The organism is uncultured Paracoccus sp. (genome assembly GCF_947496875.1).
In the GTDB taxonomy this organism is placed as follows: domain Bacteria; phylum Pseudomonadota; class Alphaproteobacteria; order Rhodobacterales; family Rhodobacteraceae; genus Paracoccus.
The window spans coordinates 1-17,780 of sequence record NZ_CANMEH010000024.1; the positions used below are offsets into that span (position 1 = coordinate 1).

General features: G+C 57.9%; 18 protein-coding genes. 7 read left to right on the forward strand and 11 right to left on the reverse strand.

Annotated elements, in window-relative coordinates; all coding sequences use genetic code 11:
• The 3 genes from Q0938_RS16815 to galE all read right to left on the reverse strand — a co-directional run.
• Positions 1 to 360: aminotransferase class I/II-fold pyridoxal phosphate-dependent enzyme (locus Q0938_RS16815; protein ID WP_299364850.1), on the reverse strand; the 360-nt coding region annotated here is incomplete at its 3' end.
• Positions 361 to 388: 28 nt separating this feature from the next.
• Positions 389 to 1,597, reverse strand: a complete 1,209-nt coding sequence (locus Q0938_RS16820) for an oligosaccharide flippase family protein (protein ID WP_299364851.1) — start codon at positions 1,595 to 1,597, stop codon at positions 389 to 391.
• Positions 1,598 to 1,782: 185 nt separating this feature from the next.
• Complete coding sequence (gene galE, locus Q0938_RS16825; protein ID WP_299364853.1) at positions 1,783 to 2,760, reverse strand: UDP-glucose 4-epimerase GalE; 978 nt, start codon at positions 2,758 to 2,760, stop codon at positions 1,783 to 1,785.
• 309 nt (positions 2,761 to 3,069) lie between these two features.
• Between galE and Q0938_RS16830 the strand changes: the two genes are divergently transcribed.
• Genes Q0938_RS16830 through Q0938_RS16850 form a run of 5 tightly spaced genes read left to right on the forward strand, consistent with a single transcriptional unit; the run spans position 3,070 to position 8,967 of the window.
• A complete protein-coding gene (locus tag Q0938_RS16830) occupies positions 3,070 to 4,281 on the forward strand; it encodes a glycosyltransferase (RefSeq protein WP_299364855.1) in 1,212 nt (403 codons plus the stop codon).
• 11 nt (positions 4,282 to 4,292) lie between these two features.
• Positions 4,293 to 5,321, forward strand: coding sequence for a polysaccharide biosynthesis protein (locus Q0938_RS16835; protein ID WP_299364857.1), 1,029 nt, complete (start codon positions 4,293 to 4,295; stop codon positions 5,319 to 5,321).
• Positions 5,322 to 5,351: 30 nt separating this feature from the next.
• Entirely contained in the window at positions 5,352 to 6,497 is a 1,146-nt protein-coding gene (locus Q0938_RS16840; RefSeq protein ID WP_299364859.1) for an NAD-dependent epimerase/dehydratase family protein, read from the forward strand.
• Complete coding sequence (gene wecB / locus Q0938_RS16845; RefSeq protein WP_299364860.1) at positions 6,494 to 7,648, forward strand: non-hydrolyzing UDP-N-acetylglucosamine 2-epimerase; 1,155 nt, start codon at positions 6,494 to 6,496, stop codon at positions 7,646 to 7,648. The genes Q0938_RS16840 and wecB overlap by 4 nt, the downstream gene beginning before the upstream one ends.
• On the forward strand, positions 7,645 to 8,967 hold the full coding sequence (locus Q0938_RS16850) for a glycosyltransferase family 4 protein (protein ID WP_299364862.1): 1,323 nt from the start codon (positions 7,645 to 7,647) through the stop codon (positions 8,965 to 8,967). Before wecB ends, Q0938_RS16850 begins: the two co-directional genes overlap by 4 nt.
• On the opposite strand, the gene Q0938_RS16855 is transcribed toward Q0938_RS16850, so the two are convergent.
• From Q0938_RS16855 to vapB, 6 genes are all read right to left on the reverse strand, one after another.
• Entirely contained in the window at positions 8,951 to 9,556 is a 606-nt protein-coding gene (locus Q0938_RS16855) for a sugar transferase (RefSeq protein ID WP_299364864.1), read from the reverse strand. The two genes, Q0938_RS16850 and Q0938_RS16855, sit on opposite strands and share 17 nt — an antisense overlap.
• The gene (locus Q0938_RS16860) at positions 9,553 to 10,431 is read right to left on the reverse strand and encodes an NAD(P)-dependent oxidoreductase (protein ID WP_366942775.1); all 879 of its coding nucleotides are present in this window, start codon (positions 10,429 to 10,431) and stop codon (positions 9,553 to 9,555) included. Before Q0938_RS16860 ends, Q0938_RS16855 begins: the two co-directional genes overlap by 4 nt.
• Positions 10,432 to 10,437: 6 nt before the next feature.
• The gene (locus Q0938_RS16865; protein ID WP_299364866.1) at positions 10,438 to 12,414 is read right to left on the reverse strand and encodes a nucleoside-diphosphate sugar epimerase/dehydratase; all 1,977 of its coding nucleotides are present in this window, start codon (positions 12,412 to 12,414) and stop codon (positions 10,438 to 10,440) included.
• 42 nt (positions 12,415 to 12,456) lie between these two features.
• Complete coding sequence (locus tag Q0938_RS16870) at positions 12,457 to 13,200, reverse strand: hypothetical protein (RefSeq protein ID WP_299364867.1); 744 nt, start codon at positions 13,198 to 13,200, stop codon at positions 12,457 to 12,459.
• A gap of 175 nt (positions 13,201 to 13,375) precedes the next feature.
• Entirely contained in the window at positions 13,376 to 13,783 is a 408-nt protein-coding gene (locus tag Q0938_RS16875; protein ID WP_299364869.1) for a type II toxin-antitoxin system VapC family toxin, read from the reverse strand.
• Positions 13,780 to 14,040: an antitoxin gene (gene vapB, locus Q0938_RS16880; RefSeq protein ID WP_299364871.1), complete on the reverse strand. Its 261-nt coding sequence runs from the start codon at positions 14,038 to 14,040 to the stop codon at positions 13,780 to 13,782. Before vapB ends, Q0938_RS16875 begins: the two co-directional genes overlap by 4 nt.
• A 257-nt stretch (positions 14,041 to 14,297) precedes the next feature.
• On the opposite strand from vapB, the gene Q0938_RS16885 reads away from it, so the two are divergent.
• Positions 14,298 to 14,879, forward strand: coding sequence for a recombinase family protein (locus tag Q0938_RS16885; RefSeq protein ID WP_366942776.1), 582 nt, complete (start codon positions 14,298 to 14,300; stop codon positions 14,877 to 14,879).
• Positions 14,880 to 14,891: 12 nt separating this feature from the next.
• Here the strand turns inward: Q0938_RS16885 and Q0938_RS16890 are convergent, their stop codons facing one another.
• Together Q0938_RS16890 and Q0938_RS16895 are read right to left on the reverse strand one after the other, a co-directional pair.
• Positions 14,892 to 15,248: a hypothetical protein gene (locus Q0938_RS16890; RefSeq protein WP_299364875.1), complete on the reverse strand. Its 357-nt coding sequence runs from the start codon at positions 15,246 to 15,248 to the stop codon at positions 14,892 to 14,894.
• Between the two features lies 1 nt (position 15,249).
• The gene (locus tag Q0938_RS16895) at positions 15,250 to 15,942 is read right to left on the reverse strand and encodes a ParA family protein (RefSeq protein WP_299364877.1); all 693 of its coding nucleotides are present in this window, start codon (positions 15,940 to 15,942) and stop codon (positions 15,250 to 15,252) included.
• Between the two features lie 577 nt (positions 15,943 to 16,519).
• Between Q0938_RS16895 and Q0938_RS16900 the strand changes: the two genes are divergently transcribed.
• Positions 16,520 to 17,575, forward strand: a complete 1,056-nt coding sequence (locus Q0938_RS16900) for a replication initiator protein A (RefSeq protein ID WP_299364879.1) — start codon at positions 16,520 to 16,522, stop codon at positions 17,573 to 17,575.
• The last annotated feature ends 205 nt before the right edge of the window (positions 17,576 to 17,780 follow it).

Consider the following 17,780-nt stretch of genomic DNA (forward strand, 5'->3'; position numbering starts at 1 on the left):
TTTCTCCGCCGTGATCAGCTTCTGTTCCAATGCCGCGACCGACAGGTTGTAGGTCTCAGGATCGATATCGACAAAATCCACCTGCGCGCCGCAGTAGAGCGCGGCGTTGGCAGAGGCGACGAACGTGTTGGGCGAGGTCCAGAGCCAGTCTTCTGGCCCCAGCTCCAGGGCCAGACAGGCGATGTGTAGAGCCGAGGTAGCGCTGTTCACCGCCACTGCATGCTGGGCGCCGGTATGGGAGAGAACAGCCTCTTCAAACCTCGCGATCGTGGGCCCTTGGGTCAGGTTGGCCGACTTCAAGACCTCCACCACGGCATCGATGTCCTGCTGGGTGATATCTTGTTGGCCGTAGCGGATCATGCGGAAAACACCCTGTCTATGCCTGAGTTCATTGCCGTATCGGCGGGTTCGTAGGATCGCCCAAGCCATGCCGCAGATAGGCGACCGTCTTCCAGACGAGGATCAGCGCAAAAGACATAGCCAAAGCGATAGGCACTGCCAAGTTCGGCACGCTTCCCCCCAAGATCCAGCCCAGGAACAGGAATGCCGGCAGGGCAGCCAAGTGACTTTGGATGATGGGGCGATCACGACCGCTGGCGTAGAGCGCGTAATGTGGCACCATGCCAATCGCATTCAGGATCGTGGCCAGCAACAGCCACGGATAAAGGCCGATCGAGCGGCTATAGACCGGGTTGCCGATCCAAGCCAGAAGATAAGGCAGCGCCAGCCAGCTGCCGACACTGAAAATCCCGCAAACCCAAAGGGTCTGCCACAGCATCCGCAGTACGCGGCGGCGCGTTGCCGCATAGTCCTCCTGGTGATGAAGCGATATCAACTCGGGATAGGCGAAGGCGAATATACCCGCGTCCAGGAATGTCATCAACGCGCTGGCCACCCCCAAGAACAGCACATAGGCCGCCACGCCCTCCAGGCCCACGAAGGCTTCCATCAGGTAGCGATCCGAAGCCTGCATCGCGCGTAAGGACAGCGTAGCAATCAGAAAGGCTGCACTGACCTTTACGCCCCTGCGCACCCAACGCCAGTCGATCTGCTGGCGCCAGCTGCCAAAGGGCTGTCTGCGGATGCACCACAGGCCAAGCATGACGGTCACGAGACCCGAGCCTGCCCACAACCCCATGACCATATCGAGATGCCGGGTCCCAGGATGCGCCGCCATCAGGGCAACGACGGCCAGAGCCCAGCTCCCTTGGCGCGCAAACAGCAAAAACCCGGCATGAATCTGGCGTGACAGGGCAATCAGCAGGCGGAAAATCTCCTGGTTGATGTGTTCCAAGACGACAATCCCAAGGAACCACCAGATCAGGTGCCTCGGCCAGCCGAGATAAGCGAGCACCACAAACGCTGCCGGCAGGACCACGGCATAGAGCCCCAGAGACAGCATAGCCTGCCCCTTTACCGGCTTGGCTCGTTCATGCTCGGGCAGCTTCAAGAGTTCGCGGGTGGTGTAGACGTAAAAATCGAGACCCAAAAAATAGAGCACGAAGCCTACGGTCGCGGTGAACAGGCCGTAGTAGCCCACCGCCTCTGGCTCAAGAAACCGCGCTAGGAAGAATACCAGCAGAAAGCGGGTGCCCAAGGTCGTCATCCGCAGGGCAACGTTCAGGAGGCGACCATATCTTCCTGACACTTCCTGACCTCCGGGGCGTCCCACTCATAACTGCCTGATGTCTTCCCGTCTAACAGCAGTTCGAAACCCAATATTAGTAGCAGGCCTTTACAGGAAAATGCGAGCGGAACACCCAGACCTCGATCAAGCTACAGTCAGTAACTTGCCGACATTTCCCACGCAAGAACATGCGCGACGATCTCTTCAAGGTTCTGAAATTTAGGCGACCAAGGCAACGTATTCTTTAGATTGGATGGATCTGCGACGAGAGCCGGGGCATCTCCCGCTCGCCGGTTATCCATGACGACATTCAGCTTTTTGCCAGAAACATTTTCTACTGCCGAAATAACTTCCTTGACAGAATAGCCGACGCCATAACCGCAGTTCAGCGTCAGTCCGCCAGCGTAGTGTTCCAGCGCGTCAAGCGCGAGAGCATGAGCGTCGACCAGATCTGTAACATGAATATAATCGCGAATGCACGTGCCATCAGGCGTGTTGTAATCGCCACCATAAATAGCGAGACGATCCCGCTTGCCGACCGCAACCTCGCACGCGATTTTGATCAGATGGGTTGCTCGACGTGTAGATTGGCCCGCGCGCCCCTTCGGGTCTGCACCAGCTACATTGAAATAACGCAGCACGGCATGTCGCAAGTTTGTCGCGCTCGCAATGTCGCTTAACATGGTTTCAGTCATCAATTTTGAACGACCGTATGGCGACTCGGGCGCTTTGGGCGTGTCCTCAGCAACACCGAAGGTGTGATCTCCTCCATAGACCGCTGCAGTCGATGAGAAGATGAGTTTGTCCACTCCTTCGTCCACGCACGCACTTATCAGCGCAAGCGATGCGGCGGTATTGTTGTGATAATAGCTGATAGGGTCCCTGACTGATTCCGGAACGACTACCGATCCTGCGAAGTGAATTACAGAGTCGATCCGATGGTCACGGATGATCTTTCTGACGGTTTCTCGCTCTCCAACATTCGCTTGGACAAGTTCTATGCCAGGGGGCACGGCTTTGATAAAACCGGTGGTGAGATTGTCCAGAACGACGAATCGGCGACCAGTGTCAACGAACCGCCATGCCATATGCGAGCCGATGTAACCTGCGCCTCCGGTTATTAAGACTGTCATAAGTGTTCCTCATGCGGCAGCACCGCATAGATGCAAGTTGCCCGTGTCCTACCGGGGCCTGGTAACGTCTGGCAAAGCAATCAAGCGCGCCGCGCCCCTACCCCTAGGGGGCACACGGCTTCGTTGACAACCTCCGCAAAGCGCAAGAAAGGATACTGTTCGCCCCGTAGATAGGCCCGGGCTGTGGGACACGGCTCGTGTTGGGCCTTCTGTAAAGTGCGAATGAGCAAAGGGTCAAGCCCACGCACGTCCGGTCTCGCATCATCCGCGTTCCCCATGTATAGGCAGACAACGTCAACGAGGGCCACGATGCCGCCAATATTGATCAATGCGTCAAATCTACACGTAGGTGGAGGTGTTCAAGTCGCGACTTCTTTTCTGGCGGAAATTGCGACCAAATCCGCCGAAATGTCTGACGTCGAAATCATGGTCTCATCGGAGGTCGAGAGCAATCTGCTCCGGATGGGGGTCCGTTCGGCAAACAAGTTTGCGATACAGCGTCGTGATGTTCGAGGGTTCGCGCTCTTTGACTGGACTCTCAAGCGAGAAATGGACGGGTTCCAAACCGTATTTACAGTTTTTGGGCCGCTCTATAGGTGGAACACGAAGTTCCGCAGTATTGTTGGATTTGCGCAAGCATGGATAATTTACCCGGACAATGAATGCTATTCCCGGATGCGCCGCTTTGAGCGACTCAAAACACGCTTAAAGTTCTGGATCCAGGCACAGTTTTTCAAGCGCGCCGATTTACTGATTGTCGAACTGGAGCATGTCCGCCAAGGCTTGATCCGGGAGCTCGGTATGCCAGCTGACCGAATTGTCGTGATTCATAACAGCCTATCGGAACTGTACCGTCAGCCAAAATTGTGGGAACCTGTCCCAATTCAAAGTGTAGATAGAAAATACTTACGCCTCGGATTTTTAGGCAGCAACTATCTCCACAAGAATACAGTGATCTTCCCGGATATTGCAGATGTATTGCTTAGACGCTATGGTATAGACTCACTCTTTTTTGTGACGTTTACCGATGCGGAGTGGGAAGATTGCACGTCCGAGTTCCGCGCGGTCAGCGTCAATGTGGGGCCTCTAAGCGTGACTCAATGTCCCCCCTTCTATAAGGGTCTGGATGGAGTTGTGTTCCCATCTTTGCTGGAATCCTTCTCTGTTACGCCGCTTGAGGCCATGGCAATGGAGGTGCCGCTTTTTGCCTCGGACCGTCCGTTTAATCGGGAGATATGCGGACCCCATGCGCATTATTTCGATCCGCTGTCCGCGGAGGATGCCGCAGCCCGCATTGCGGAGGTTCTAGGTCCTGTTGCGTGCTTCCGTAACGCTTTACCAGATGCCGAGGCTATGGCCGAGACGCGCTGTGGGGGTGTCGAGGCGGATCTATCTAATCGACTCCGAGCGGCTCGGGAACACGCACTGTCCTTCTCCTCGGCGGCGGAGCGAGCTAACAGGTATCTGGCCCTCGTCCTGGGCGAGCAAGGCACGCCGAATAAATCAAGAGCCGACGGCTAAAGGTAGCGAACATGTTCACTGACAATACCCTCCTCATCACAGGTGGAACCGGCTCCTTCGGCAATGCCGTCCTGCGTCGCTTCATTGGCTCCGACCTGCGCGAGATCCGCATCTTCAGCCGTGACGAGAAAAAGCAGGACGACATGCGCAAGAGGTTCAACAGCCCCAAGTTGAAGTTCTACATCGGCGATGTTCGCGACTATCAGTCCATCCTGACGGCGATGCGCGGCGTTGATTACGTTTACCATGCTGCGGCGCTGAAGCAGGTGCCCTCCTGCGAGTTCCACCCGATGGAAGCAGTCAAGACGAATGTTCTAGGCACCGAGAACACCTTGGAGGCAGCGATTGCCTGCAACGTTGCGCGCGTCGTCTGTCTCAGCACCGACAAGGCCGTTTATCCGATAAACGCGATGGGCATCAGCAAGGCAATGATGGAAAAGGTCACCGTGGCCAAGTCACGGTCCAGCAACACCACGGTCATTTGTGCCACGCGCTACGGTAATGTCATGGCATCAAGGGGTTCAGTCATCCCCTTGTTTGCCAACCAGATCTGGGCCGGGCAACCCATCACCATCACCGACAGGTCGATGACCCGCTTCATGATGACGCTGGATGACGCTGTTGACCTTGTCCTCTACGCTTTTGAACATGGCAGACCGGGCGAAATATTCGTGCAGAAGGCCCCGGGTGCCAGCATCGGCGTGCTGGCCGAGGCACTGACTGGCCTGATGGGTGTGCCCGATCACCCCATCAACGTGATCGGAACCCGTCACGGAGAAAAACTGTTCGAGGCGCTGCTCAGTCGCGAGGAGATGGCCGCTGCCGAGGATATGGGCGACTACTACCGGATCCCACCGGATCTGCGCGATCTGAATTATGACAAGTTTTTCGACCAAGGTGAAATCAGGATTTCCCAGGCAGTTGACTATAATTCGCACAACACCAATCAGCTTGATGTTGAAGGGATGCAGACGCTGCTGCGCAAATTAAGCTTCGTGCAGGGCCTGCTGCGTGGTGTGCAGGTTGCCCCGGAGGAGTGAGAGGCCCCCGGATCAAGGGAGACGGCCTTAATGACGGGTGAGGTCAGAAAGATCGTGGTTACGGGCGCTGCCGGCCTGCTGGGCTGGCATGCCGCGGCCCGACTGCATGCCGCCAACTGCATGGCACGATACCGCAACGAGCCTCAGCCGTTCGAGATCGTCTGCCTCGACAGGGCCGCTTTTCAGAATGGCACGGCGCTCACGAATGCCATAAAGGGGGCCTCGGGCTTGCTGCATTTCGCCGGGGTTAATCGCGGACCCGAGAGCGAGGTCACCTCAGGCAATCCAGCTATTGCGCAACGACTGTTCAACGCATGTGCATCGGCGGGGGCCGCACCCCATATTGTCTACGCCAACTCGATCCAGGCTAACGGTCAATCGCCCTACGGCATTTCGAAGCGCCGGGCAGCCGAGATCTTGATGGCGGCCGCAGGCCGCTTCACCAACCTGGTCCTTCCCCATATTTTCGGCGAATGTGCGCGCCCGAACTATAACAATGTGACCGCCACTTTCGTGGATGCCATCATCCGGGGTAAACAACCAAATGTCGACCCGGCCGGTCGCGTCCATCTGCTGCATGCCGGCGCAGCAGCCGAACAGGCAATTCAGGCGCTGCTTAGCGGCTACGAGGGAGATCTGGCGCCGGCGGGCCGGGCAACCGATGTGCCTTGGCTCTTTGAAGCCTTGAAGACGATGCACGGCGACTATGCAGCCAATCTGATGCCTGACCTGGCTGATCCGTTCTTTCGCGACCTGTTCAACAGCTATCGCGTTGCCCTCTATCCAAATGCCTTTCCCCGCCCCCTCAAGATCCATTCGGATCGCCGCGGATCCTTGTTCGAGGCCCACAAGGGGGGCGGCGGCGGCCAGAGCTTCGTTAGCTGGACGGAGCCCGGCATCACGAGAGGCGAGCATTTTCACCTGCACAAGATCGAACGCTTCCTGGTGCTGGATGGAGAGGCAATCATCCGCATCCGCCGCGTGCTGGGTGGACAGGTCTGGGAATATCGGGTCAGCGGGCAGACCCCCGCACCAGTGGACATGCCGACGCTGCACACTCATTCGATCGAGAATATCGGGGATCGGCCGCTTCTGACGCTGTTCTGGACCCACGACCTGTTCGACGCTTCCGCCCCTGACACTTATTTAGACCCGGTTCTGAAGGAATCGCCGTGAACAAGCTGAAAGTCATGACGATCCTTGGGACCCGTCCCGAGATCATCCGTCTGTCCCGCGTGATGCACCGACTTGACGCCCACACCGATCACAAGATCGTCCATACCGGGCAGAACTGGGACCACAGCCTGAATGAGATCTTCTTCAACGAACTGGGTGTACGCAGACCCGACCATTTTCTCGATACGGGCGGAGGCACATTAGGCGAGACCCTGGGCAAGATCCTGATCGAAAGTGAAAAGGTGATCCGCGCTGAAAAGCCTGATGCGGTGCTGATCCTAGGCGACACCAACTCGGCCATCTCAGCGATTATGGCGCGCCGACTGAAAATACCAGTCTATCACATGGAAGCTGGTAATCGTTCGTTCGACCGCAATGTGCCGGAAGAAACAAACCGCAAACTGGTGGACCATATCGCGGATTTTAATTTGGTCTATACCGAACATGCGCGGCGCCACCTTCTCTCCGAGGGCATCCAGCATCGTCGTATCTACCTGACCGGGTCGCCCATGCGCGAAGTGCTCACGCATTATGCTGCGCCGATCGGCGCGTCGGATGTATTATCCCGGCTCAATCTGGAGTCGCAGAAGTATTTCGTCGTCTCCCTGCACCGCGAAGAGAACGTGGACAACGGAGAACGTTTGCGCACGCTGATCCAGACGCTGAACGCACTGTCGGCGGAATACGACATTCCCGTGATCGTCTCGACCCACCCGCGCACCCGCAAGCGGATGGAAACGCTGAAGGATGCCGCGATCGATCCGCGGGTTCGATACATGACGCCCTTTGGGTTCATCGATTACAACAGTTTGCAGAAATCTGCTTTCTGCGTCATTTCGGACAGCGGCACCATCGCAGAGGAAAGCTCAATCCTGGGCTTTCCCGCGATCACTCCACGCGACGCCATCGAACGGCCCGAGGGGTTGGACGTGGGTTGCATCATCGTCACTGGCTTGAACCGCGACACTATCCGCGAGGCTGTGGCCATGACGACCCAGTTGCATGCCGAACGGATTGCAGCCGGCATTCCCCACCCCCTGCCTGCCGATTATGCCATCCTCAATACCTCTGAACGCGTGCTTAGTCTGATCCTCGGAACGGCGCGGCTCTCGAACGACTGGGACGGCATCCGCCAGAACGACCTGACATGATCATGCGCGACATCGCTACCGATCCAGTCCCCGCCGTGACTGCACCTCCTGGCAGGTGGCGATTGTCGGTTGCCTTCGTGTCGCAGTATTTTTTTCCCGAACAGTTCAGCAACAACGCCATCGTCGAGGATCTGGTCCAGCGCGGTCATGATGTGACCGTAATCACAGGTATACCCAACTACGGGCGTGAGACCTTCTTCGACGGCTATTCCAACCGCGAACGTCGCGACGAAATCTGGCGCGGCGCCAACGTACATCGCGCTCGTTCCGTCGCACGTGGCAAGCGCAAGCTGCAACTTCTGCTGAACTACCTGACCTTTCCGGTCACGGGCAGCTGGACTGCGCTCCGGAAGATGCGCAACCGGCCAGACGTGATTTTCGCCTCGCTTCTGTCGCCGGTGTTCCAAGCTTTGCCGGCGATCATCTTGGCATGGCGTCATCGTGTCCCGCTGGTCTACTGGGTACAGGACATCTGGCCTGAAAGCGCGACCCATACGCTGAATTTGAAGACCCCGCTGATCGTCTGCCCTCTTGGGTTCATTTCGGGCTGGATCATGCGGCGCGCCGATCTGGTTCTGGTCCAAAGCGCAGCCTTTCCTCCGATGATCACACGCTTTGGCGTGCCGGCGGAACGGATTCGTGTGCTGCCGAACACCGCGCCAGCGATGTACCGGCCGTTGACTCCCGATCAAGCCACCGACTGCGGCATCCCACCTGCACCGGGCCAGTTCACCGTGATGTTCGCTGGAAACATTGGGGAAAGTCAGAACTTCGATACCATTCTTGCCACGGCCGAGGCGCTGCGCGAGCGTGCTGACCTGCGCTGGGTGATCTTGGGCAACGGCCGTGACTTCGACCGCGTCAAGGCCCGCGTGGCCGAACTGGGACTAGGGGATCAGTTCCTTCTTTTAGGACGTCACCCCGAAGAAATAATGCCCGACTTTTTCGCTCATGCTGATGCGCTGCTGGTTAGCCTGAAAGAAAACGACATCTTCAACCTGACCGTTCCCTACAAGGTCCAGTGCTACATGGCCTGTGGCAAGCCGGTCTTGGCGGCCTTGGCGGGTGAAGGAGCGCGTGTTGTCACCCTCTCCGGCGGTGGCGTCGCAGTCGCACCTGGCAACGTCGAAGCACTGAAATCCGCCGTGCTGTCGCTGATGGTGATGCAGCCCGAAGCGCGGGCTGAGATGGGTCGCGCCGCCCGCGCCTTTTATGACGCCAATTACCGGCGGGATGTGGTCTATGACCAGCTGGACTCTTGGTTGACCGAGGCGGCACACGCCGGCCGAAAGGGCCCGCCAATCAACGCAGCCTCTTGAATACCGTCTTTAGCATGATCATCGTATCCATGCAGATAGTACGGTTGCGCTGATAGATCAGGTCCAGCCGCGCCTTGCGCGGTACGCAGGCCCGCGAATAGATTGCGTCGGTTTCTCCGGGGGTGCGGGCGCGGGCCAGCAGATTTTCTTCATGTGAATGAAAATAAACGGAGGCTAGCCCGGTGATTCCAGGTCGCGAACGCAGGACCTGCCGATAGAGCTCGGGAAAACGTTCGACATACTGACGCAATGGGGGGCGTGGCCCAACGAAGCTAATGTCACCCTTGAGCACATTCCAGAGTTGGGGGACCTCATCCAGCCTTGTACGGCGCAAAAAATGACCGGTCCTGGTGATACGCGATGCCTTATCGCCGCCTGACACACCGCTGTCGCCATCAACTACCGTCATGGTACGAAACTTGGCCAACTGAAAACCTCGGCTCACAGTCTTCATCCGCTCCGAGAAATAGAAAATCGGAGTACCGTCGGCGACCAATATGCAGATGCCAGCGACCACCATAGCCGGCATCAGAATGATGCCAAGGATCAGCGCCCCCACGACATCAAAGATACGCTTGCTGATCGTCATGGCTGGATATCCTGGCACTTCCACTGACGGACCATCTCATCAGGACAGCTATCGGCGGGACTAAACTCGTACAAACGTGAGAGTGCTGTGCAATTCAAAGTGATGTCTTGAACTGCACTTTGCGGTGCGCGCACCCAGGTCCATGGAAAACCCGCAGCAACTGCGAGATCTCGCATACCGACTGGATGGGGAGCGGCAATGTTGAGCACATCTGGCAGCGCAGATTGGGTGTTAGCCAGCGCTTCCATCACCTTCGCCAACGTTGACGGACCGATGTAAGATCTTCTCGGGCCATCACCATCGGCAAACTGATCGATGTGCAGAGGATCTTGGTGCGTCGCGCGATCACCGCTAAGAAGCAGGGCATCCGCGCCCGCGACATTGCCGATCCGCAGGCAACATACCTCGAGCCCATCAGCTCGCCACCAGACACAGACTTCCTCCATTGCGGCCTTAGTTTTACCATAGGTATTTAGCGGGTGTGGAAGATCTGTTTCCCGCAGCGGTGCATGCGCGAGAGGCGCACCATAGACTGCCGATGACGACGTGAGCAGGACGCGAGGGATATTCGCCGCGCGTGCTGCTGCAAGCGTCGCCTCAGCGAGTGTTACATTAAGCTCCAGCCTCGATCCGGTGGCAGGCGTGATACCCGCAAAGGCAATGAGGCAAGAAAACTGCCCAGCCTCGGACGGTAGAGGCGACGTAAGAGGATCCCACAACAAGTCACTCTTATCCCGCCGGGACTGATAGACCAGCTCGGCGTCAGGAGGATAGCGACTCCAGTGACGACGAACCATCCGCCCCACGCGACCCGACCCCCCGGTAAAGAGCCAGCGTCGATGAGAGGTCCGAGACAAGGTACCCTGAGCAGTCACATTCCCTCAGGACGCGGCGACGCCGTTCGAAACAGGAAGAGAGGGCAAGCTAACAGTTTGTTGCAGACCTATCTTATATCCCTCGACGTAGATTCCCATCAGCCGGCGGAGGCGGGCCGCATCCCCTTTCTTGATGCTCGTCTCTATTTCTTCCAGCATGCTCGATACGGCGTGCTGGCCCAACACAGACTCTTGTGCGCACAGGATCTTCGGATGAGGCGTCTTGGTTAGGCTATTATCGTCCAGCAATAGCTCCTCATAGAGCTTTTCGCCGGGACGCAGGCCTGTGATTTCGATTGCGATGTCACCTTGCCCGGTCGCAGCATCCTTAACTCTTCTGCCAGACAGCTCGATCATTTTCTTGGCAATATCAAGAATTTTTTGCGGCTGTCCCATATCCAGTACGAAAACGTCACCGCCTTTAGCATAAGCGCCCGCAAGAAGCACCAACCTGGCAGCCTCCGGAATGGTCATGAAGAAGCGCGTTACCTCCGGATGAGTAACAGTAACGGGACCTCCGGTTTCGATTTGCTTCTGAAACAGAGGAAGCACTGACCCGGACGACCCTAGAACATTCCCAAACCGGACCATCGCGAATTTAGTACAGGGACTCCTGGTTTGGAGATCCTGAACTACCATCTCAGCCAAACGCTTGGTTGCCCCCATGATGTTGGTTGGACGAACAGCCTTGTCGGTCGACACAAGAATGAACCGTTCAACTCCTGCCTTCTGTGCTGCGTCGGCAACGATTTTAGTCCCCAGCACATTGTTGCGAGCGCCTTCCAGTTCATTTTCCTCCACCAATGGAACGTGCTTGTAAGCCGCCGCGTGCAAAATGATTTCGACACCCTCCTGGTTAACCACGGCTTCCACACGCGCGGGGTCTGTAACGGAGCCCAGCCGCGATACCACAGGTATACCGGCATCCTCCGCAAGGGGGCGCAGGGTTCGGTCAATCGAATATAGTGCAAATTCCCCCCGCTCAAACAGGACGATACATGCCGGTCGGCAAACGACCAGTTGCCGGCACAGCTCCGATCCTATCGATCCCCCTGCCCCGGTGACCATTACCACGCGACCGGCATAGGCCTTTGCTATCTCAGGGGTATCAAGGTCAACTTTGCTCCGACCGAGAAGCTGGAATGGAGAAACCGGCGTCAGTTGGGCGTTAAGCCCCTTGTTGGACATCAGATCAATAAATGAAGGTAGAATTTGCACTTCCACGCCGTAAGCCAGGATGCTGGCAATAAGCTCTTCCTGGCGTTCTCGAGGGGCCGAAGGCATGGCGAGGAGAACGCGGGTAATCTTGTGGCGTGCTATCAATTTCGGCAGAAGGGAGGGGCGGTAGACCGGGACGCCCCCTATTACCAAACCTTGAAGGTTTGGGTTGTCGTCCAGGAATATGAAAGGTCGTGCCTCGTGGGACTGACGCAAAGCAGCGGCGAGCTGTACCCCTGCGGCGCCTGCGCCATAGATGGCAACGCGCGTCTGTTCTCTTCCCTCTTTATTCGCTTTGATCTGTAGAAGTTGGATCATCAAGAGACGCACACCCGTCGCCATCATGAAGAACAGTGCAGCAAAGATCAGCGGGACGGAGCGCGGAGTAGGGAGATCCAGCAGGTAGCTGGTGACCATTGCGCATATCGCCAAGGCCATGGCTACTCCACCCAAGCGTAATAGCGCGCGATTTTCGAAGGCTCTCAGCTTGACCTGAGGTAATCGCACCAGCAAGAATAGCACCGCCCCAGACACAGCCATCACTACAAGAAGCGGCCATGACTTTGAGAGCGCACCACTCCATCCCGGCGTGCCGTAGCGCAGTACAAAGGCCAACATCAGCGATGCCAGGAGCACTACAAGATCGGCTGTAAAGACGATCCGCCGTTTGGCGTTGCGGGACAGGCTCATGATGGGAGTGGGCATTTCGATACTACTCGCAACATGGATCTTCTGATGCGCTTTCAGAAGAAAGCCGATCAACATCGTCGACCGTCGGTTTTCCGGCAGCACAAGCTGAACGTGTGTTTATGCCTCTTGCGCTGATTGAGCAATCTCTTGCGGGACAGGCCCTAGGGCCTTCAGCGTCTCGATCTTCGCCGTGGTCTTCTCCGCACCGGTCCGGATCCAGTCGGCCGCCACCGCGTTGGCCTTGTCGGTCAGCTCGCCCATCCTGTCGAAGGCGGCCAGGAACCGGCGGTCGGCCTGGATCTCGCTCAGCGCCTCGCCGAGCAGGTCCATCTCCCGGCGCATGTCCGGTGCCATCCGGCGCGGGTGCAGGGAGGCCCGGGTCAGCAGGTTGACCACCGCGGTGGCCAGGCTGCGCAGCCAGTCGTCGACCGAGGCCCAGCTCATCGCCAGCACCTTCGGCGGCGGCATCCGGCCCAGCACCTCCCGCAGGTCGGGATCCACCAGCGACAGGGCCAGGAAGCTCGCCAGCAGGTCACTGCGTCCGTCGGCGCTCCGACGGATCCCGGTCGCCCCGACCAGGAAGCCGTGCATCAGCTTGGCCCGGGCGATGTCGCCGGCACTGGCCGTGCCGTCCGTCTCGCTCACCCCCCAGCTCTCGAGGATCTGCTCGACCTTCAGGGTCTTGATGACGTGGTTGAAGGCTTCCGTCAGCTGCCGCTGCAGCGGGTCGCCATGCTTCATTCCGGTCGAGACCGCGGCATGGATGGCCGCGAAGGTATGCGCCTCGCGCGGGTTGCCGCGACGGCCTGTATCACCTCTAAAGGCCAACCAGCTCCAGCCGAGCGTGATGACCTCAATCATTAAAAGTTGGAGAAGTTTAGTAGCCGATTACCTTGACCCAGAGTCCAGACCTAAAGAAGGCCCGAAGCCTGGCGGATGGAAACCAGCTAAAGCCTGAATCCTGAAATCAATCCCGTTTCTATCCTGAGACACCCTGAAGGCTGATCGACACACATGAGGGGTCATGGTGAGGCAATTATGCGGCGCTCCAGTCTTCCAGGTTCAGTCCGGAAATACGGGAGAATTCACCGGTGTTGTTGGTCACCAGAGTCAGACCTCGCGCTCTGGCCTGTCCGGCGATCAGCACGTCATAGGGACCGATGGGAGTGCCGTTCTTCGCAAGCTCTGCCCGGATCTCGCCTGCGACGCGCGCATCCTCGCGGTGAAAATCGAGAACGGGGAGGTCGGCGAACAGAAGCCGGAGGGTTTCCAGATTGAACGCGACCTTCTGGCTGCGATAGGCTCCATACCAGAGTTCATGTGCCACTATGGCGGAGACGGCGAGTGAAGTCGGCTCGAAAGCTTCGGCCCGCTTGAGCAGTTCGGGGGAACGACGACTGACCAGAGCGATGACTGCATTGGTATCGAGCAGGCGCTGGATCATGGAAAGAGTTGGTCGAGATCGGCACGCTGCTGGTCGGCGGGCTGCTCCCGACCGTCGCGAAGGAAATCCTCACTAAAGCCGCGCTCGACGGCAGCACGCAGTGAGGCCCAACGCTGGCCTGCCGCCGGTTTAGGCCGCAGGATCAAGGCATCGCCCTCGCGTGAGACCTCCACCTCGCTGACCTCGAAGCGGAAGTCCTTCGGCAGTCGCACAGCCTGGGAATTTCCAGATTGGAACACCTTGGCGACATGGGGCATGGCAACCTCGTGTATATACATTTCGTATATACGTCCGCGCGGCTACCGGACAAGGTGCGTGCGCTATGAGAAATCCCCTATGCGTGAGTAACCCCGACGCCGACGGCACTGACGTTCCGCGCTGGATCCTTGTCCGCAAGAGGATCGTTCAGCGTACGGCCCTGATCGCAGAGCCGACTCTTGCCCTAGCACGGGAAGTTTTGTCTCATATAAATGGTACGATTATTGTCTCAGACAGGGGAGGCTTTGCGGACAAAGTGACCGGCACATTCATCGGCTACGCTCGGTGCTCCACCGACAAGCAGGATCTCGCCGCGCAACAGGCGGCGCTCGAGGCCCTCGGCGTGACCGCCGACCGAGTCTATGTCGACCACGGACTGTCGGGGGCCAGCCGCGCCCGGCCCGGTCTCGACCAAGCGCTTGCGGCGGTGCGTGCTGGCGACACCCTGGTCGTGCCCAAGCTCGACCGCCTCGCGCGCTCGGTTCCTGATGCCCGCGCCATCGCGGACCAGCTCCTCGCGCGCGGCGTGACGCTTCAGCTCGGGGCAAGCGCTCACGACCCGCATGACCCGATGGGGCGGATGTTCTTCAACATTCTGGCGACCTTCGCCGAATTCGAGGCTGATCTGATCCGGCTCAGGACCCGCGAAGGTATGGCTGTGGCCCGTGCCAAGGGACGGCTCAGGGGCAAGCAGCCCAAGCTCTCGGAGCGGCAGCAGAAGGAACTAGTTCGCATGCACGCGACCGATAATTACTCAATCAGCGACCTGGCCGAACTGTTCTCCGTGTCCCGCCCGACCGTCTACCGCACCCTCCAGCGCCAGCGGAATGCCAGGTAGTCTTGCATCAGTTCACTGGCGGTTGAACTCTCGGGCCATTAGCTCCACGGCCTTTTCAAGGGTTTCTCCCAAGCCCCAGCCTTGCTGATCTGCGATCGCACAGAAGGTGGCTATGGTCTCGGGGCGAGCCTTGAGATTGAATTGGGCATTACGCCCTGTGCGGCGGCGGCGAGGAACAGGAACCGCCTCGTCTCGAACCGGCTGTGGTCTTGGCTCCCTGCTGCTGAATCCGGCTGCCGTTGCCGCCTGGATAGTGGCCTTCCTCTCGAGTGCAGGATCACCCTTTCTTGGCGGCGCGGGCTTCCATTCGCTTGGATCAAACTGATCAATGGCATCAGAGAAACCGAGATTGGCACGTTCCTTCACCATGTCAGCCCCCCTGCCCCTGCTGTGCCGTCACTATTTCCCTGAGCTTGGAGATCGCCTCGCCGGCGAAGGCACTGGCATTCGCGCGAGCCTTGTCAACATTGGCTACCTGGTCCGGGGTCAGATCAGCAAGCACGCCACCGTAGTCGAATATATCCCGATAAGCTGCTCGCTCCACCAGCGCCGTCTCGAAGACGTCTATGCCCGCTTTGTCGAGTTGTTCGCGGACGTTCTTCAGTGCTCGGGACATGACCGCAGCGCTGGTCCTGGTCAGTAACACGCTGTGCGGAATCGGACGCCGGGTCAGCCGCTCCTGGTTACGGATGAGCCGGATGGTCTTAGCAGCTCCCTTGGCATCCATCGATGCGCCCTGTGAGGGGATCACGACCAGATCGGACATGCCGATCGCACTGGCGACCATGAGGCTCGCTGTACCTTCGAGATCCACGATAACAAACTGCGCTTCAGCAGCGGCAGCCTCGATCCGATCAACGATCGAATCCTCAGTCACATCGCTGATAATGGCGAGATTATCCGGTTTGCCATCCAGCTTACCCCATTGAGAAATCCACTTTTCGGGGTCGGCGTCGATGATGGCGATCTGCGCACCACGACTCGCTAGCTCGGAGGCGAGCAGAAGTGCAGAGGTGGTCTTCCCGGCTCCGCCTTTCGGGTTGGCAAACGAAATGGTCGGCATAAAAGGCTCGCTGATTAAAGGGTGGCCGTAGTCGATTCTTATTCATGACACCATATAAGATAGCTATCCGATAGCTATACATATCTTGATAGTATTGGGTAGCTACTAGATAGCTACTATCTATCTTCGAGCGGGCGCCACTAGCCAGTGAGGCAGGGCAGGGTGCTGTGCTTGCAAGGATGGAGGCTAAGCTATGACGTGAGCTATGACGCACCCCGAGAGGTGGAGCTGCTCGTGGGTTAGCCGCCGGCTCTCAGCGAACCTTATCCACAGGCAAATCGCTTCGCTGGTGTGTTAGATATGTGTTAGATATGTGTTAAGTGATTTTTGGCTTCCAGCAAGCCTTTGACGATTAATGATAAAAGAGGCTTTCTTGAGCGAGTTTGGTGTGTGAAACCCCGAATCTCGGTGTGTGAAACCCCGAATCTTGGTGTGTAAAACCCCGAATCTCGTCCTTCAGTGTGTAAAACCCCGAATCTTCTTCCTCGGGCTTGCTGCGACAAGGCTCTCGTGGCTCTTCAGTGTGCGAAACCCCGAATTTTTTTGACATGGAAGGTGAAACCCCGAATATCGGCTCATGGTGTCTGAAACCCCGAATCTACCCGGCGCGCAGAGCGCCCTTCTTCCGGATCGTCACCCCCAGCACGATCTGTTCATCTGTGATGTGGCAGATGCAGTGTTGAAGGACGTGATGCCTCAGATGGAGCATCCGTTCTATTCGTTGTCGAAAAAGCCGGAGACAAGCATCCGCCGGTACGAGAACAATGGCCAGTGGCTTCAGGTCACACCAAGCGTGAAGGGGCTGGCGACGATTTATGATAAGGATATTCTGATCTATTGCATCTCTCAGATCATGGCGAAGTTGAAGAACGGGGAACAGGTCTCGAAGCGGGTGCGGATCAACACACGGGACCTGCTGATCTTCGCCAATCGCGGCACGGCGGGGAAGGACTACATGGCGCTTCAGGAGGCCTTGGAGCGCATTCGCGGGACAACCATCTCGACCAACATCCGTACCGGTGACGAAGAGCAGACCGATACCTTTGGTTTGATCGATTCATCTTCGATCCGTCGGAAGCATGGGCTCGACGGGCGTTTGCTGTCCTGTGAGGTCACGTTGTCGGATTGGGTTTTCAACGCAATCCGGCACAATGAGGTACTGACGCTGCACCGGGACTACTTCCGGCTTCGCAAGCCCATCGAGCGGCGTATCTATGAGCTGGCCCGCAAGCATTGCGGACAACAGGTTTCCTGGAAGGTCTCTTTGGAAGTCTTGCTGAAGAAATCCGGCTCGAAGTCGTCGGACAAGGAATTTCGAAGGGCTGTGCGCTCTTTGGCGCATAGCGATCACCTGCCGGACTACCATGTCGCATTCGACAGTCAAAACGACATGGTGGTGTTCCAGAACCGAGGCACGATGAAGGCTGCATTGGTCGAGGCGGATGCCTGGGCAGGGCATCTCGACGCGGACATTTACGGTGATGCTCGCAACGTCGCGCCAGGGTGGGATGTGCACTACCTGGAAAAGGAATGGCGGAACTGGTTGGGCGAAAATGAGATCGTGCCCAAGAACCCGGAACGGCACTTTGTCAAGTTCTGCCAAAGCTGGTTCGAGAAGCGCGGCCGCCCCTGATCATGCAGCAACGTTTTGAGCCACACTGCACATGTGCACTGATCGTGTCCTTCCTACGCTTCGCTCTCTTGGCAAGTGATGATAGAGGACGGCCGGTGAGACCCTAAGTCTTGCGCCGCGGCGACCGTGCGCGATGGCCGGATCACGCAGTACGGCCTTCGCGGATGCCAATCGGAAGCCGAGAGGGCAGGGGTCTACCGCACTG

Bases quoted from the DNA above. Each gene is read 5' to 3' on its own strand.
- galE (WP_299364853.1), bottom strand. From the start codon at position 2,760: ATGACAGTCTTAATAACCGGAGGCGCAGGTTACATCGGCTCGCATATG.
- Q0938_RS16830 (WP_299364855.1), top strand. From the start codon at position 3,070: ATGCCGCCAATATTGATCAATGCGTCAAATCTACACGTAGGTGGAGGT.
- Q0938_RS16835 (WP_299364857.1), top strand. From the start codon at position 4,293: ATGTTCACTGACAATACCCTCCTCATCACAGGTGGAACCGGCTCCTTC.
- Q0938_RS16840 (WP_299364859.1), top strand. From the start codon at position 5,352: ATGACGGGTGAGGTCAGAAAGATCGTGGTTACGGGCGCTGCCGGCCTG.
- Q0938_RS16850 (WP_299364862.1), top strand. From the start codon at position 7,645: ATGATCATGCGCGACATCGCTACCGATCCAGTCCCCGCCGTGACTGCA.
- Q0938_RS16855 (WP_299364864.1), bottom strand. From the start codon at position 9,556: ATGACGATCAGCAAGCGTATCTTTGATGTCGTGGGGGCGCTGATCCTT.
- Q0938_RS16865 (WP_299364866.1), bottom strand. From the start codon at position 12,414: ATGTTGATCGGCTTTCTTCTGAAAGCGCATCAGAAGATCCATGTTGCG.
- Q0938_RS16870 (WP_299364867.1), bottom strand. From the start codon at position 13,200: ATGATTGAGGTCATCACGCTCGGCTGGAGCTGGTTGGCCTTTAGAGGT.
- Q0938_RS16875 (WP_299364869.1), bottom strand. From the start codon at position 13,783: ATGATCCAGCGCCTGCTCGATACCAATGCAGTCATCGCTCTGGTCAGT.
- vapB (WP_299364871.1), bottom strand. From the start codon at position 14,040: ATGCCCCATGTCGCCAAGGTGTTCCAATCTGGAAATTCCCAGGCTGTG.
- Q0938_RS16890 (WP_299364875.1), bottom strand. From the start codon at position 15,248: ATGGTGAAGGAACGTGCCAATCTCGGTTTCTCTGATGCCATTGATCAG.
- Q0938_RS16895 (WP_299364877.1), bottom strand. From the start codon at position 15,942: ATGCCGACCATTTCGTTTGCCAACCCGAAAGGCGGAGCCGGGAAGACC.
- Q0938_RS16900 (WP_299364879.1), top strand. From the start codon at position 16,520: ATGGTGTCTGAAACCCCGAATCTACCCGGCGCGCAGAGCGCCCTTCTT.